Here is a 15426-nt window from a genome sequence, read left to right as displayed (position 1 = left end):
GTCGCCCTTCGTCGTCTATGCCGGCTCGACCGCGAACGCGTCGCAGTACTCGGCCCACGGGTCTCGCGTGACCTGCTGGGCGTCGACGTAGCCGCCGAGCATGTCGGCGAACGTCGGGTCGCCCTTCGACCCCGAGAACTGCTTCTCGCACGACGCCGTCACCGAGAACGACAGGAAGCACACGCTCACCTCGATCGTGATCGACGCCTTGCCGTACGCCTTCGACTGCTTCTGCCCGCCCGCCGTGACCTCTTTGTAGGTGAGTTCGAGGTAGATCTCGATCGATGCCGAGATGAGCCCGAGCACGTCGACCTCGCCGCGCGCCCGGAAGTATCCCGTCAACGTCACGCTCTGGTTGTCGTCGTCGATGACCTCGAGGCGGAAGTAGATGCCCGCCATGACCGACACCGACCCGCTCGCGACGACGAAGCTCAGCGCCACTTGCGCACCGAACTCGAACGCCGCCTCGATGACCCGCATGCCCTTCGGGGTGAGGGTGATCGCGAGGAACCCGCCGCCCGCGAAGAACGCGACCTGCAACCGGAAGGGGTCTTCGCGCGTCGCGAAGAAGAACCGGAACTCGAGCGACTCGCCGATGAAGGGCACCGAGATCTCGGCGCCGAACGTGATGTTCGTGAGCGCGAAGATGCCGACCGCGAGGTCGGGGATCGCGAGGTCGAAGCCCGCCGTGAGGCCGCTCGGCGACACGTCGAGGTAGGGCGGGTCGCTGAACCCGTCGAACGGGATGATGTCCTTCAGCGTCTCGACGAACTTCAGCGCGCCCGCGAACTCGATGCCCTTCTCGTCGCCGAGCACGACGTTGACGTCGGGCTTGCGCCCCGCCTGCATCGAGAACTCCATGACCTCGAAGCGGATGAGGATGACTGCGTCGGGGCCTACGAGTCGCAGTTCGAAGGGCGGCAGCGAACACGACACGAGCGCCGTCGGCGTCCCGCCGGGGCGGAGCGGTGCGCTCGTCTCGGCGACGAGACGGAGGGTGCGATCGCCCTTGGGCTCGAAGACGGATGCCCCGGGGGGCCAGGCCGTGAGCTCGGTCGACCATTCGAGCCGGGCGTCGATCGACTGCGGCAGGAGCTCGCCGCGGAAGAACGCCTCGACGGCCTTCGCGACGGCAGTGACGTCGTCGCTCAGGTCGGAGAGCTTCCGGATGACGCCCTCGAGCTGTTCGACGTGCGCGCGCGGCAGGCCGAGGCTCGGCGCGAACCCGTTCCAGCCGTCTGCGAGCGTGCGGGCGGCGGCCCCGAGGTCGCCGAGGATGCCGTCGAGGTCGGGGGATGCGGCTGGGTCGGCGCCGAGCGCCGCGACCGCGTCGGCGAGGGCTTCGATCCGGTCGACGAGCGACCCCGCGGCATCCTGGATCGCTTGCGCCTGCCCCGCGAGCGCCGCGACCGGGTCGAGCTGCTGGAGGCGCACGATCGCCGTCTGGATCGTGACGACCGTGTCGACCGCCTGCGTCGCGAACTTCGGAAGCGGGCTGCCCGCATCGGGCAGCAGGTCGCGGAGCGACAGGATGCCGAAGAGCTTCGCCATGTCGGGCGGGAACATCGATCCCGCATCGAACCCGGCGGGGTTCTGGTCGAGCGCGGCGACCGCGCCGCCCACGGGCCCCAGTCGCCGGGCGAGAGAGTTGATCGCGACGCTCGGGGCGAGGAACCCGCCCGATCGGTCGGACTGCTTCGCGAAGTCCATCGGCTTCGGGGCCGTCGCCGTGCCGCCCGAGGCGTTCGACACCTCGAGGAACAGCTCGCCCCGGTTGCGCCCGGCCGTGTCGAGGCCGTGGTCGGCGAACACCTGCGGGTACCGCAGCGGCACGGGCCCGTTCTGTCCCGTGAACGCGCTCATCGCGGGCACGACGGCGTTCGTCACCTGCAGGCGCGGCAGCACGAAGTTCGTGTACCGCTCCGCCGTGCCGGGGTCGGGCTCCGACACGAACCTGGCCGATGCGGTCGAGAGCGTCGTGTCGTCGGGGTCGCCGTGCGGGGCGTACGCGATGCGCTGGCCGCGCAGGTCGAACGTCGGCACAGCGCCGTTGAGCGCAGCGAGCGAGGCCGCAGCGGTCGCACCCGCCGACTGGTCGAGCACCGTCTTCTCGACGAACACGAGCGGTCCCTCGAACTCGACGAGCCCGTGTTCGACGTCGCTCGCGACCATCCGGAACCGGAACGGCGCCGTGCCCGTCGGCGGGTCGCCGCCCGCCCCGACGGCGTCGGCCGTCGGGATGCTCGGGACGAACGCCGAGCCGCCCACGACCCCCGCGATCTGCGACGGCAGCGCGAGCGGCGGCGTGCCGGGCGTCACGATCCGCACCCACCCGAACGGCATCCGGTGGTCGAGCGCCGGCACGCCGCTCGCACGGAAGCTGCGTTCGGGTTGCTTGACGATGACGAAGAGGCGCTGGATGAGTCGCGCGACGCCGTCGCGGAGGAGCCGCTCAGTGACCTTCACGAGCGCCGCGCGATGCCCGAACGGCAGCAGCACCCCCTGGTACACGACCTTCACGTACTGGTCGCGCGCCATCGTCGCGCGGTGCGTCCACTCCTCGATCGAGAGCCCCGCAGGCACCGCACCCGGAATCTGCATCGTGCCCGACAGCCACCCGCCGAGCGAGGTGAGCATGAGCGCGTCGGCGCGGAACGCGCGCGGCTCCCACCGGTCTTCGCCCGTCGACTTCGGCCAGCGGAAGTCGCTCGTGAGATGCACGAGCTGGCGGCGGTCGCGCGGTGAGAGCGACCCGCGGAACGGCTGCGGATTCGCGAGATCGGCTGCCGCGTCGACGGCGATCTTCTTCGCACGCGACTCGTCGGCCGCATCGGTCGCGCGGTCGTAGTCGCGCGTCCAGATCGCACGCACCGTGCGCGCGCCCGGATCGGATTCGTTCACGGGAGCGGGAATGGCTTCGGATGCCTCGACGGCGGCGGCCTCGTCGACCTGCCCGATGCGGGTGCCGAGCCTCGTGTGCCACAACTCGACCCGCTCGTCGTGCTCGACCTCGTCGAGGCTGTGCGCGAACGCGCCGCGCGAGTGCGGGCTGAGCTGCAGCCGCCACGGCAGCTCGATCGCCGTCTCGGTCTGCTCGGGCGGGCGCGGCGAGGGCGGACGCAGTTCGATCGACGGCGTGTACCAGTCGATCGGCGACAGGTCGTCGAAGACGGCCGAGACCGCGCTCGCCGTCCCGAACCGGGCTTGCACGATGTCTGCGGTGTGCGCGAGCCGCACACCCGCGATCGCCCGGTCGATGGCGGTCAGGCGATCGGGGCGCACGACCGACACGACGCCCGACACCTCGCGCCAGTCCAGGATGATCGGCGGCGGCGACGCGTGCGGCACGACGCTGAGCGGCAGCACGCGCATCGCCGCGAGGAGTCCCGCCGACGAGTACGGGATGCGCTGCCCGGTCACCGTGAAGACGAGCCGGCTCGAGCGAGCGAGGATCGCCTTGGACAGCACGTCGCGCGCGGGCGTCCCCGAGGTCGGCGGCACCCCGGCGCGCTGCTGCGCGAGCGGGTTCTTCAGGAAGTCGGAGGCGTCGCCGCCCGCCTCGAAGAACGCCTGCTCGTACAGGTGCTGCGGGCCGAAGTCGGCGATGAGGAACGCCGCCGCGCGGCCGCGGCGCACGAGGAAGCGCCCGCCGCGTTCGTCGACGCGGAGCGCGAGACCCGAGAAGCGGAAGGTGACGTCGACGAGGTCCCGTGTGCGGAGCACGCGGATGCTCGCGAGCGACTCATTCAGGTGCGCCCCCACGTCGATCCCGTCGTCGAGCGCCGGATCGAACAGGCCGAGGACGTCGCGGGCCGGCACCCCGAGCGTCGCCGCGGGCGCGAAGACGTTCGCCATCGCCGCGGCGAATCGTGCGTCGATCTCGGGCATGGGTTCCCCGCCTGCGGGCACCCGCGCGACCGCACCCCTCGGCCGCTCCCGCTGGGGCCGAGCGTAATCCGGTCGGAAGGGGGCGGCGAGGGGCACCCGAAGGGTGACCCCCGAAGTGGGGGTGGGGTGATCGTCTGGCGCCCGGCCCCGAGGCATCCGTAGCATGCATCTCGGAGCATCGCGTCCGACCGGGGAGGTGCGCGTGAACTGGTTCTACGACCTGAACGTCGCCGTCGCGCTGCCCCTCTTCGTCGGACTCTTCGTCGCCGCCTCCTGCGGCATCGTGATCGCCCTCCGCCGCCCCGTGCACCGGCTCGTGCAGGATCCCGACCAGTGGGACCGCGTGCTCGGCCACACGATCGGCACCTTCGGCGTGTTCTTCGGGATCCTGCTCGCCCTCGTCGCGGTGTCGGTCTACGAGAACTACGCCGACACGCGCGTCGCGACCCTCAAGGAAGCCGCCCACGTCGCAGCCCTCTACCGCGGCGCAGCCGGGCTCCCGCCGCAGACGGCCGACGGGCTCGAGGCTGCGCTCGACCGGTACGTGCACGTCGTCATCGATGAGGACTGGCCTCTGCAGCGCGACGGGATCATCCCCGAGACGAGCACGGGCCGCGTCGACGAGTTCGAAGACCTCCTGCACCGGTTCGAGCCGACGAACGGGCAGGAGCAGGCGAACTACATCCAGATGCTCGGCACGTTCGACGACTTCGTGGAGGCCCGCCGCGAACGCATCGACGCGACGACCCTCGAACTGCCCGGCCTCTTCTGGGCGGTGCTCTGGGTCGGCGCGATCGTCAACGCCGTCCTCATCGCCTTCATCTACGTCAAGAGCCTGCGCCTGCACCTGCTGATGGCCGGACTCCTCGCGCTCTTCATCGGACTCGTCATGTTCGTGACGGCCGACATGGACCACCCCTATGCGGGCGCCATCTCGGTCGGGCCGGGCGCGTTCGAACGCGTGCTCGAGCAGACGATCGACCGGGAGTAGTGCGCGCCGCCCGGCTCAGAAGAGGCCGTAGACGAGCGGCTGCGCGAGCGAGAGGACGACCGTCACGATCTCCGCGGCGCCGAGCGCCAGGCCCGCACCCGCGAGGGCCGCGCCGGGCAGGCGCCGAAGAAGGGCGATGAGGCCGAACACGACCGCCACGAGGGCGAACACGAAGCTGATCGCGTTGCCGATGAGGTACACGACCGAGACGCCGCCGTAGTCGTCCGCCATGTAGAGCGCCGCGGTGACGAACGTCAGCACGATCGTCGGCAGCACGGTCGCCGCACCCGCGATCGCGGAGACGAGCGCGAGCGTGCGGGTGGGGGCGGCGGGCTGCTGCTGCGGGTACTGCGGGTACTGCGGCTGCTGAGGGTACTGCGGCTGCTGGCTGTACGGCGACGTGTCGTGAGCGGTCATGCCCGCTATCCTGCCGTGTCGGAGCGATTCGCCGACCACGCCGTCCACAGTGCCGCGTATGCGCCGCCCGCGGCGACCAGGACGTCGTGGGCGCCCTGCTCGACGACTCGCCCGCGGTCGAGCACGACGATGCGGTCGGCGCGCGCGGCCTGGTCGAGCCGGTGCGCGATCTGGATCGACGTGCGTCCCGCGGCGACCCGTGCGACGGCCGAGTCGAGCGCGACGCCAGCGCTCGCCGTCGCCTCGTCGAGAACGAGCACGGCGGGGTCGAGCAGGACGAGCCGGGCGAGCGCGAGCTCTTGCGACTCGACGATCGTGAGCGCGTGCCCGCCCGAGCCGACGACGGTCTCGATCCCGTCGGGCAGGCGTTCGGCCCAGTCCAGCGCGCCGACGGCGGCGAGCGCCTCGCGCAGGTCGGCGTCGGTCGCGTCGGGCTTCGCGAGGCGCAGGTCGGCGGCGAGCGGGCCCGCGAAGACGTGCGGATCCTGGCCCGCGAGTCCCACGGTCGGCAGGGTCGGGGCGGCGGATGACTCGGACGAACCATCCGTCGAATCGACGCCGCCGATCCGCACCCGGCCCGCAGTCGGGGCGAGCGAGCCGAGCACGAGGGAGCCGATCGTGCTCTTGCCGGCGCCGCTCGCCCCGACGAGCGCGACCTGCTCGCCCGCCGCGACCCGGAAGGTCACGCCGTCGAGCGCGGGCGCGGGCGCGTCGAAGAGCGACGGCGCCGGGGCATCCGATCGCTCGTACGCGAAGCCGACCCCTCGAACGCGACCGCCGCGGGCGTCCTCGACCCGCGGGCGCGGAGCGCGCGCTCGGGCAGGGCGAACACCCCGACGAGTCGTGCGAGCGCGGCCTGCGCCTTCTGCAGTTCGTCGACGTTGGCGAGCACCTGCCCGATGGGGCCGAAGAGTGAGTGGAAGAAGAGCGCCGCGGCGGTCGCGCCCCCGAGGGTCGCGTCTCCCGACGCGACGAGGGCGAATCCGACCGCGAGCACGGCGCCGAGGCCGACGAGCTCGGCGACATTGAGACGGTTCCAGAAGTCCACGCCGATCCGCACGGCCCGCAGCTCGAGCGCGACCGATCGCACGGCGGCCTCATCGACGACCGCCGCGCGCTCGCGTGAGACGCCCATCGCGCGGACGGTGGCCGCCGCGTCGACCGACTCCAGGATGCGCTGCGAACGCTCGCCCTCGGCCGCGCGCGCGTCACGGTAGACGGGCCGCGACCGCCGCAGGTAGCGGCGGAGGGCGAACGCCTGGACGGGTGCCGCAGCGAGCGCCGCGAGCGCGAAGCGCCAGTCGAGCACACCGAGCCCCGCGACCGTCACGACGATCGCGAACGCCGCCGACGCGAACGTCGGCAGGACCCCCGACACGACGTCGCCCACGATGCGCGTGTCGCCCGCCGCCCGTGCGACGAGGTCGCCGCGGCCCGCGCGTTCGACGACCGTCGACGGCAGTCGCAGCAGCCGGGTGACGACGGCGCCCCGGAGCTCGGCGAGCACCCCTTCGCCGAGGCGGGCGACGAGCACGCGACCGGCGCCCGTGAGCACGGCCGAGAGCACGCCGAGTCCCGCGATCGCCGCGATGAGCGCGCCGACGCGAGGCGTGTCGCCGTCGACGACGGCGTCGACGATGAGGCCGAGCGCGGCGGGCAGGGCGAGTCCTGCGACGGAGGCCGCGAGCAGCGCGCCGCTCGCGGCCACGAGCGCCGCGCTCCGCGACCGCAGGAGCGATCCGAGCGTACGGCGGGTGTCGGCGGGGGAAGCGACCGGGAGCGGGGTCGTCGTCACGCGGAGGCTCCTTCGTAGACCGATGAGGGCGTGCCCACGTCGATGACGACGTCGCACGCGTTGACGAGCGCGGGGCTCGTCGTGAGGAGGATCGTCGTGCGACCGGCCCGGAGCGCGGCCACCCGCTCGGCGATGCGCGCCTCGGTGACCGAGTCGACGGCGCTCGTCGGGTCGTGCAGCACGAGCACGCGCGCCTCGCGGGCGAGCGCGCGTGCGAGGGCGACGCGCTGGCGCTGCCCGCCCGAGAGGGTGAGGCCGCGCTCGCCGACGGGGCGCTCGAGGGCGGCGTCGAGCGTCCCGCCGACCACGTCTTCGAGCGCGGCGGCGTGCACGGCCCGGGCGATCGCGTCGCCGACGGGCGGTCGGTGCAGTTCGAGGTTGTCGCGGAGCGAGCCCGCGAAGAGCGCCGCGTCGTGCGGAGGAGCGAGGACGAGCGGCGCGCCGGGGGCGTGCGGGGCGCCGCCGACGAGCACACGGCCCGCGTCGGGCGTGCGGGCGCCTGCGAGCACCCCCGCGAGTTCGCGCGCGGCGCGCGGATCGGCGACGCGGACCGCGGCGAGGGAGCCGGCGGGGATCCGGGCGGAGAACGACGGGAGGTGCGGGGTGGCGAGTGCGTCGAAGACGACATCGGGGGCGGATGTCTCGGGGTCTGATGTGTCGGGGTCTGCGCTCGTTCGCGCGGTCGTCGAGACCTCGACCGCGGCGGGGGCGTCGAGCACCTCCCGAACGCGCTTCGCCGAGGCCCGCACCGTCGCGAGTTCGGCCCCGACGTAGGCGAGCCCGCCGACCGGCCACGCGACGAACTGCGCGAGGCCGAGCACGGCGACGAGTTCGCCGACCGTGATCGTGCCCGCGGCGGCCTCGGCGGCGGCCGCCCACGCGATGCCGGCGAGGAGGAGGGCGGCGCCCGACAGGCTCGCGGTCGTGTGGAGTCCCTTCGCGAGCACGGCCCGCCGCGAGGCATCCAGCGACCGTCGGTTCGCGACCTCGAACCGGTCGATCGCGGCCCGTTCGGCGCCGAGCCCCGCGATCGTCCTGAGCCCGGTCAGAAGGTCGCCCGCCGTCGCGCTCGCGGCCGCCGCGGCGGCCTGCTCGGCGTGCATGCGGCGTTCGAGCGGCGTGGTGACGAGGTGCATGAGGGCGACGAACACGGGCGTCGCGACGATCACGATGAGTCCGAGCGGCACCGACACGACGAGGAGCGACACGGTCGCCGTGACGACGGCGGCGAGTTGCGCGGCACCCCCGCCGACGACCCACACGACGCCCGCGGTGCGATCGACGTCGGTGCCTGCGACGCTCAGGAGGTCGCCGGGGCTCCGCTGTCCCGCGAATCCGGCGGGGGCGAGCAGTCGCTCGACGAGCCGGCGGCGGACGGCGAGTCCGCCGTGCTCGGTCGCGCGCGACGCGGCGAGATCGCCGAGGCGCCACGCGAGGAGGAGCGCGACGAACAGGGCCGCGAGCAGGCCGAGGCTCCAGGCGAGCGCGGTCGGGTCGCCGGGGGCGATGGCGCGATCGACGACGATGCCGACGACGACGGGCACGAGCGCTTCGGTGATCTGGTGCACGACGAGCCCCGCGATCGCGGCGGCGACGAGGAGCCGACGGCCCCGGAAGACGAGGGCGAGGGGGAGGGGGAAGTGCGGGACGGTGCTGGCACGGCGGCTAGCTTAGGATGTCCTTACTTCTGCAGACAGGCGATAGGGGGCCGAAGGATGTCGCGAACCGGCCAGATACTCGACGTGCTCGACGTCGCCGTCGACTGGGACGGCGTCATGACCAGCTCGTTCGCCGTGCGCCGCGATGAGGAGTGGGGCTGGCACCGCCATGACGTGCACGAGCTGCTGTGGGGCACGCGCGGCTCGCTCGTCGTCGAGACCGCCGAAGGCGACCACGCGGTGCCCTGGACCGTCGGGCTCTGGATCCCCGCGGGCACCGCGCACCGGGTCGCCGCCGGGTCGGGCACCGAGTTCGCGTGCACCTACGTGCCGAGGCGGCTCGGCGGCCCGCGCGAGACGACGGGGGCGGTCGGCGTGCCCGCCGTCGCACGTGCGATCTTCGCCGAGCTCGAGGCGCGCGACCTCGATGCAGAGACCCGCGACCTCGCCGAGCGGCTCGTCGTGCGGCTGCTCGAGGATGCCGAACTCATGCGGCTCGACCTGCCGATGCCCGATGACGATCGCACGCGCAAGATCGCCGAGGCCGTGCTCGACGACCCCGCAGACCAGCGCACCCTCGACGAGTGGGGGAGTCTCGTCGGGGCGAGCGAGCGCAACCTCTCGCGGCTCTTCAAGCTCGAGACGAGCCTCACGTTCGCCGACTGGCGCACGAAGGCGCGCATGCGCGCGGCGATCGGGCTGCTCGCGGCCGACCACCCCGTCGGCGCGGTCGGCCGCCGGGTGGGGTATGCGACGCCGAGCGCGTTCGTGCAGGCGTTCCGCCGAGAGTTCGGCACGACGCCGGGCGCGTTCGCGGGCGGAGCGGCGACGGGCGCGGGACATCCTGTCGCCTCCGCGTCATCGGATGGCGGCTCCGCGACATCCGGGTGATGCATGATCGAAGGCGGCACGCTCTTAGGTAAGCCTAAGCTAAGCACTCATCGCCGTCGCCTTCCCCGGAACGAAAGCAGCATGAAGACCTCTCACTCGCGCGCCCTCCGCGCCGCCCTCGCAGCCGTCGCCGCCACCGCCCTCCTCGCCTCCTGCGCGAGCGCCTCCGCCACCGACGACGGCGCAGCCGCAGCCGAGACCCTCACGATCGACACCGACTTCGGCGAGGTCACGGTCCCCGTCGAGCCGAAGGCGGCCATGGGCTTCTACACGACCGACGTCGACATGCTCATCACGCTCGGGTACACCCTCGCGAAGGAACAGCCCATCCGCGTCGACTGGGACGAGTTCCCGAGCTTCTTCCCCAGAGCGAGCTCGAGGGCATCACCGGCTTCCACAACTACCCCGAGTTCAACCTCGAGCACATCCTCGAGGTCGGGCCCGACTTCATCCTCAACGGGCTCGGCTACGAGACCGACCTCCACGACAAGCTCACGCCCATCGCCCCCACGTACACCTACGACGGGTTCGACGGGGGCGACTGGCGCGACAAGTTCGTGAAGCTCGCGACCGACCTCGGCCGCGAAGACCGCGCCCAGGCATGGCTCGACGACTACGCCGCCCGCGCCGCCGACGTCAAAGCCGAGCTCGACGCGCAAGGCATCTCTCCCGTCGTCGCCGACGTCTCGTTCTGGGACGGCCAGATCTCGGTCGGCTGCTACTCGATCTCGTGCCTCGTGTTCGCCGACCTCGGCCTCGAGATCTCCCCGCTCGCCGACGGCGACGGCGACGGCGCACCCGACGGCGAGGGCACGACCCTGAGCCTCGAGCAGATCGGCGAGCTCTCGGGCATCGACGTCATCTTCAACGGCATGAGCGAAGACGGCTCCGACATCATCACGAACGAAGAGGCGCTCACCTCGAACCCGCTCTGGACCGCTCTGCCCGCCGTCGCGAACGACCGCGTCTACGGCTACAACTACGAGATGAGCTACGGCTCGCCGAGCGGCCAGGACGGCCTCCTCGAGATCATCGCGAAGGCGCTCCTCGGATGAGCAAGGCCGAGGTCAACCGCATCCACCGCGTCGTCGTCGCCGACGTGCGCCGGCTCACGCCCGGAATGCTCCGCATCGAGTTCACGGGCGACGGCCTCGCAGGGTTCGTGTCGTCGGGCGTCGGCGACGAGTACCTTCGGCTCTTCCTTCCGGCCGAGGGCCACGACGAGCCGAACCTGCCCGTCGCGACCGGCGACGGGTACTGGGAGTTCGCCGCCGGAGTCGAGGCGAGCGAAGTGCGCACCTACACGGTGCGCGGCTGGGACGAGACGACCGGTCGGCTCGTGATCGACTTCGTCGTCCACGACGGCGGCGTCGCCGCACGCTGGGCGCTCGGGGCGCAGCCCGGGCACGTCGCGGGCGTCAACACGCCCCGCGGACTCTACGCGCCTGACCCCGACATCCGATGGCAGCTTCTCGTCGCCGACGCGACGGGCCTCCCGGCGGCGCTCCGCCTCGCCGAACAGGCACCCGAAGGAGTGCGCACGCGCGTCGTCCTCGAGGTCGCCGACGACCGCGACGAGCAGCGACCCGACCTGCCCGCGAACGTCGACCTCCAGTGGGTGCACGGCGGCAACGGCCACTCGCCGAGCCGGCTCGAGGAGATCGTGCGCGCGACCGAGTTCCCGCAGGAACCCGGCTACGTGTGGGTCGCCGGCGAAGCGCGGGTCACGCGCGCCGTGCGCCGCTACCTGCGGCACGAGCTGAAGCTGCCCGCGACGGCGTACAAGGTCGTCGGCTACTGGACCGAGGCCGCCGAGGCGTGGACCGAGCGCTACGAGGCGCTGCCCGACGACGTCCGCACGCGCCTCCGCGAGATGTGGGACGAGGCCGGCCGCGACCTCGAGGAGCTCGAGGACGAGTACGAGGACACGCTCGAAGCGCATGGGCTCTGACACCAGAACGGCGGATGTCTCGAGCAGCGCGAGCTCCGAGACATCCGCCGCCGCGTCCGGCGAGGCGCGCCGCGCCATAGCCGCCGTGCGCCGCCGCCGCGCGCTCGGGTTCGCACTCGTCGTCGCCGCGCTCGCGGCGTGCTGCGTCGCAAGCCTCGCGATCGGATCGAAGGGGTTGTCGATCGACGAGGTGCTCGCCGCGATCGGGGGGTCGGCCGACGAGGCCGGGACGATCGTGCGCGAGCTGCGCGTGCCGCGGACGATCCTCGGCATCGCCGTCGGCGCGGCGCTCGGCGTCGCGGGCGCCGTCATGCAGGCGTTCACGCGCAACCCGCTCGCCGACCCCGGCATCCTCGGCGTCAACAACGGCGCCGCGCTCGCCGTCGTCATCGGCGCGGCCGCGTTCGGCATGACCTCGCTGACGGGCACCGTGTGGTTCGCGTTCGCGGGGGCGATCGTCGCGACCTTCGCGGTCTACGCGATCGGCGCGACGGGCCGCGGCGGCCCCGACCCGCTCCGCCTCACGCTCGCGGGCGTCGCGATCGGCGCATTCCTGTCGGGCATCACGTCGGGCATCACGCTCCTCCTGCCCGACGTGTTCAACCGGATGCGGGGGTGGAACGCCGGAAGCGTCGGCGTCGCGCCGCTCGAACTCACGCTCGGCATCCTGCCGTTCATCGCCGTCGGCCTCGTGCTCGCGTTCGCCGTCGCGAAGCCCTTGAACGCCGTCGCCCTCGGCGACGAGCTCGCCGTCGCGCTCGGCTCGAAGGTCGTGCGCACGCGCGTCGTGTCGATCGTCGCCGTCACGCTCCTGTGCGGCGCCGCAACCGCCGCCGCAGGCCCCATCGGATTCGTCGGCCTCATGGTGCCGCACGCCGTGCGCTGGTTCACCGGCCCAGACCAGCGCTGGATCTTCGCGGGCAGCGCCGTCGCCGCGCCCGTGCTCCTCGTCGCGAGCGACGTGCTCGGCCGCGTCGTCCTGCCGAGCGGCGAATTGCCCGTCGGAATCGTGACGGCGTTCGTCGGCGCCCCCGTCCTCATCGCGCTCGTGCGCCGACGCAAGGCGAGCGCGCTGTGAGCGTGGATCTCGGGTACCGCTCGGTCGAGTTGCGCTCGCCCGACGGCCGCTTCGGTGCGCGCATCGCCGTGCGCCACCTCGTCGTCGTCGCACTGCTCGTCGCCGCGGCGCTCGCCGTCGGCGTCGTGAGCCTCGCGACGGGCGACTTCTTCATCCCGATCCCCGATGTCGTCGCGACCCTCGCGGGCGGCGGAGACTCGCGCACGCAACTCGTCGTGCTCGACTGGCGGATGCCCCGGGTCGCCCTCGCCCTCATGCTGGGCGCCGCGCTCGGCGTGTCGGGGGCGATCTTCCAGTCGATCACTCGGAATCCCCTCGGCAGCCCCGACCTCATCGGGTTCGACGCGGGCGCCTACACGGGGGCGCTCCTCGTCATCACGACCGTCGGCACGGGGTACCTCGCGACGGCGGGCGGCGCGCTCGCCGGCGGGCTCGCCGCCGCGGTCGCGGTCTACCTGCTCGCGTACCGGCGCGGGTTCCACGGGTTCCGGCTCATCATCGTCGGCATCGCCGTCGCGGCCATGCTCGCGTCGCTCAACACGTGGATCATCCTGAACGCCGAGCTCTACGTCGCCCTCGCCGCGGCGGCGTGGGGAACGGGGTCGCTCAACGCCGTCGGATGGGAGCAGGCCGTCCCCGCCGCGATCGTGCTCGTCGTGCTGTGGGCCGTCGTCGCGTTCCTCGCGAAGCCCATGCACGTGCTCGAACTCGGCGACGACGCCGCGACCGCGCTCGGCGTCCGCACGACCCGCACGCGCCTCGCGCTCGTGATCGTGGGCGTCGCGCTCACGGCGACCGCGACCGCCGCGGCCGGGCCGATCGCGTTCGTCGCGCTCGCGGCGCCCCAGCTCGCGCGCCGCCTCACGCGGTCGGCGGGCGTCACCCTGTCGGCCGCGGCCGCCATGGGGGCGCTCCTGCTCGCCGCGAGCGACTTCGCCGCCCAGCACCTCTTCGCGCCGACGCAGCTGCCCGTCGGCGTCGTCACGGTGAGCATCGGCGGCGTGTACCTGATCTGGTTGCTCATCACGGAAGCGAGACGACGATGACGGATGTCGCGAGCGAACTGCTCCTGACTGCGGGCGCCGACGCGCCCGACCGACCCGCGGTGGCGGCTCGCCTCGCCGCCGAGCACGTGACCCTCGGTTACGACCGCCGCACGATCGCCGAGGACCTCTCGGTCGAGATCCCGACCGACTCGTTCACGGTCGTCGTCGGGCCGAACGCGTGCGGCAAGTCGACCCTGCTGCGCGCACTCGCGCGCGTCATGGCGCCCGCCGCGGGCACAGTCGTCCTCGACGGCAAGGCGATCACCGAGTACCCCGCGAAAGAGGTCGCGCGTCGGCTCGGCCTGCTGCCGCAGACCTCGATCGCACCCGAGGGCATCACGGTCGCCGACCTCGTCTCGCGCGGGCGGCACCCGCATCAGGGGCTCTTCCGCCAGTGGACCGCGGCCGACCAGGACGCCGTCGCCGACGCGCTCGCCGCGACGAACACCGCCGACCTCTCGGGGCGGCTCGTCGAAGAGCTCTCGGGCGGCCAACGCCAGCGCGTGTGGGTCGCGATGGTGCTCGCGCAGCAGACGCCGCTTCTGCTCCTCGACGAGCCGACGACCTTCCTCGACATCGCGCACCAGTACGAGCTCCTCGAGCTGCTGCGCCGACTGCACCGCGAAGGCGGGCGCACGCTCGTCGCCGTCCTCCACGATCTCAATCAGGCCGCCCGCTACGCCGACCACCTCGTCGTCATGAAGGACGGAGCGGTGGTGACGACGGGCGCGCCGGGCGACGTGCTCACCGAGCGGCTCGTCGAAGACGTCTTCGGCCTGCCCGCGACGATCATCCCCGACCCGCACACGGGAACGCCGCTCGTCGTACCGAAGCCCGCGTGAGCGCGGTGCGCGTTTCGGCGTCACAGTCCGGGGGAGTGCGCGGTCTGATGGGGTGAAGGCTTTCGATCGAGAGGATGCATCCATGAAGCTCGCCGTCGCGGGAGGAACCGGAACCGTCGGAACGCACGTCGTCGACGTCGCGCGCGAGCACGGGCACGAGGTCGTCGTGCTCACGCGCTCGAACGGCGTCGACCTCCTGACCGGAGCAGGGCTCGCAGAGGCGCTCGCGGGCGTCGAGGTCGTCATCGACACGTCGAACATCACGACGCTGTCGGCGGCGAAGGCCGTCGCGTTCTTCACGACCGCGACGCGCACGCTGCTTGCGGCCGAGCGCGCGGCGGGCGTGCGTCACCACGTGGCGCTCTCGATCGTCGGCGTCGACCGCGCGCCCTACGACTATTACGCGGGCAAGCTCGCGCAGGAGCGGGCGGTCGAAGGGCAGACGGATGTCCCGTGGACGATCCAGCGCACGACGCAGTTCCACGAGTTCGCGGGGCAGATGCTCGCGCAACTGTCGTTCGGGCCGTTCCACGTCGTGCCGAGCATTCCGAGCGCGCCCGTCGCGGCTCGCGAGGTCGCCGAACGGCTCGTCGCGCTCGCCGAGGGCGGTGCGGTCGGTCGGGCGCGCGATCTCGGCGGTCCGCGCGACGAGCGCCTGCCCGACATGGTGCGCGGGCTCGTGCGGCGGACGGGGGTGCGCGGGCCCGTGATCCCCGTCGTGCTGCCGACCGCGCAATTGCGCGCCATGCGGCGGGGAGCCGCCATGCCCGACGCCGACGCGGATCGCAGCGCGCAGACCTTCGAGGAGTGGCTCGCGGCGGAGCATCCGCAGCGCCCCTAGGCTGGTCGCGTCAGCGCACCGCATCGCC

At 72.7% G+C, this 15426-nt stretch carries 13 protein-coding genes; 8 read left to right on the top strand and 5 right to left on the bottom strand.

The window, feature by feature from the left end; translation table 11 throughout:
• Positions 1 to 15: 15 nt before the first annotated feature.
• Complete coding sequence (locus tag ET445_RS00320) at positions 16 to 3888, bottom strand: hypothetical protein (protein ID WP_129187806.1); 3873 nt, start codon at positions 3886 to 3888, stop codon at positions 16 to 18.
• Between the two features lie 202 nt (positions 3889 to 4090).
• Between ET445_RS00320 and ET445_RS00315 the strand changes: the two genes are divergently transcribed.
• Positions 4091 to 4879 (top strand): bestrophin-like domain, encoded by a 789-nt coding sequence (locus ET445_RS00315; RefSeq protein ID WP_165314242.1) that lies wholly within the window; start codon positions 4091 to 4093, stop codon positions 4877 to 4879.
• Between the two features lie 15 nt (positions 4880 to 4894).
• Here ET445_RS00315 and ET445_RS00310 read toward each other — a convergent pair whose 3' ends face one another.
• The 4 genes from ET445_RS00310 to ET445_RS00300 are packed head-to-tail and all read right to left on the bottom strand — an operon-like array spanning position 4895 to position 8659.
• Complete coding sequence (locus ET445_RS00310) at positions 4895 to 5296, bottom strand: hypothetical protein (protein WP_129187802.1); 402 nt, start codon at positions 5294 to 5296, stop codon at positions 4895 to 4897.
• A gap of 5 nt (positions 5297 to 5301) precedes the next feature.
• Entirely contained in the window at positions 5302 to 5982 is a 681-nt protein-coding gene (locus ET445_RS00305; protein ID WP_243695266.1) for an ATP-binding cassette domain-containing protein, read from the bottom strand.
• The gene (locus tag ET445_RS17685; protein WP_243695265.1) at positions 5979 to 7091 is read right to left on the bottom strand and encodes an ABC transporter transmembrane domain-containing protein; all 1113 of its coding nucleotides are present in this window, start codon (positions 7089 to 7091) and stop codon (positions 5979 to 5981) included. Before ET445_RS17685 ends, ET445_RS00305 begins: the two co-directional genes overlap by 4 nt.
• On the bottom strand, positions 7088 to 8659 hold the full coding sequence (locus ET445_RS00300; protein WP_129187798.1) for an ABC transporter transmembrane domain-containing protein: 1572 nt from the start codon (positions 8657 to 8659) through the stop codon (positions 7088 to 7090). The genes ET445_RS17685 and ET445_RS00300 overlap by 4 nt, the downstream gene beginning before the upstream one ends.
• Before the next feature lie 147 nt (positions 8660 to 8806).
• Between ET445_RS00300 and ET445_RS00295 the strand changes: the two genes are divergently transcribed.
• From ET445_RS00295 to ET445_RS00265, 7 genes are all read left to right on the top strand, one after another.
• On the top strand, positions 8807 to 9640 hold the full coding sequence (locus ET445_RS00295) for a helix-turn-helix domain-containing protein (RefSeq protein ID WP_129187796.1): 834 nt from the start codon (positions 8807 to 8809) through the stop codon (positions 9638 to 9640).
• A gap of 152 nt (positions 9641 to 9792) precedes the next feature.
• On the top strand, positions 9793 to 10695 hold the full coding sequence (locus ET445_RS17680; protein WP_341769758.1) for an ABC transporter substrate-binding protein: 903 nt from the start codon (positions 9793 to 9795) through the stop codon (positions 10693 to 10695).
• Complete coding sequence (locus tag ET445_RS00285) at positions 10692 to 11591, top strand: siderophore-interacting protein (protein ID WP_129187794.1); 900 nt, start codon at positions 10692 to 10694, stop codon at positions 11589 to 11591. The genes ET445_RS17680 and ET445_RS00285 overlap by 4 nt, the downstream gene beginning before the upstream one ends.
• On the top strand, positions 11581 to 12669 hold the full coding sequence (locus tag ET445_RS00280) for a FecCD family ABC transporter permease (protein WP_129187792.1): 1089 nt from the start codon (positions 11581 to 11583) through the stop codon (positions 12667 to 12669). Before ET445_RS00285 ends, ET445_RS00280 begins: the two co-directional genes overlap by 11 nt.
• A complete protein-coding gene (locus ET445_RS00275; protein ID WP_129187790.1) occupies positions 12666 to 13715 on the top strand; it encodes a FecCD family ABC transporter permease in 1050 nt (349 codons plus the stop codon). The genes ET445_RS00280 and ET445_RS00275 overlap by 4 nt, the downstream gene beginning before the upstream one ends.
• Positions 13712 to 14557 carry an ABC transporter ATP-binding protein gene (locus tag ET445_RS00270; protein WP_208008480.1) on the top strand — a complete coding sequence of 282 codons (846 nt, stop codon included), beginning with the start codon at positions 13712 to 13714 and terminating at the stop codon, positions 14555 to 14557. Before ET445_RS00275 ends, ET445_RS00270 begins: the two co-directional genes overlap by 4 nt.
• Before the next feature lie 82 nt (positions 14558 to 14639).
• Positions 14640 to 15398 carry an SDR family oxidoreductase gene (locus ET445_RS00265; protein ID WP_129187788.1) on the top strand — a complete coding sequence of 253 codons (759 nt, stop codon included), beginning with the start codon at positions 14640 to 14642 and terminating at the stop codon, positions 15396 to 15398.
• The last annotated feature ends 28 nt before the right edge of the window (positions 15399 to 15426 follow it).

The sequence above is a fragment of the Agromyces protaetiae genome (genome assembly GCF_004135405.1).
GTDB lineage: Bacteria > Actinomycetota > Actinomycetes > Actinomycetales > Microbacteriaceae > Agromyces > Agromyces protaetiae.
This window is presented reverse-complemented; position numbering and strand designations above follow the sequence as displayed.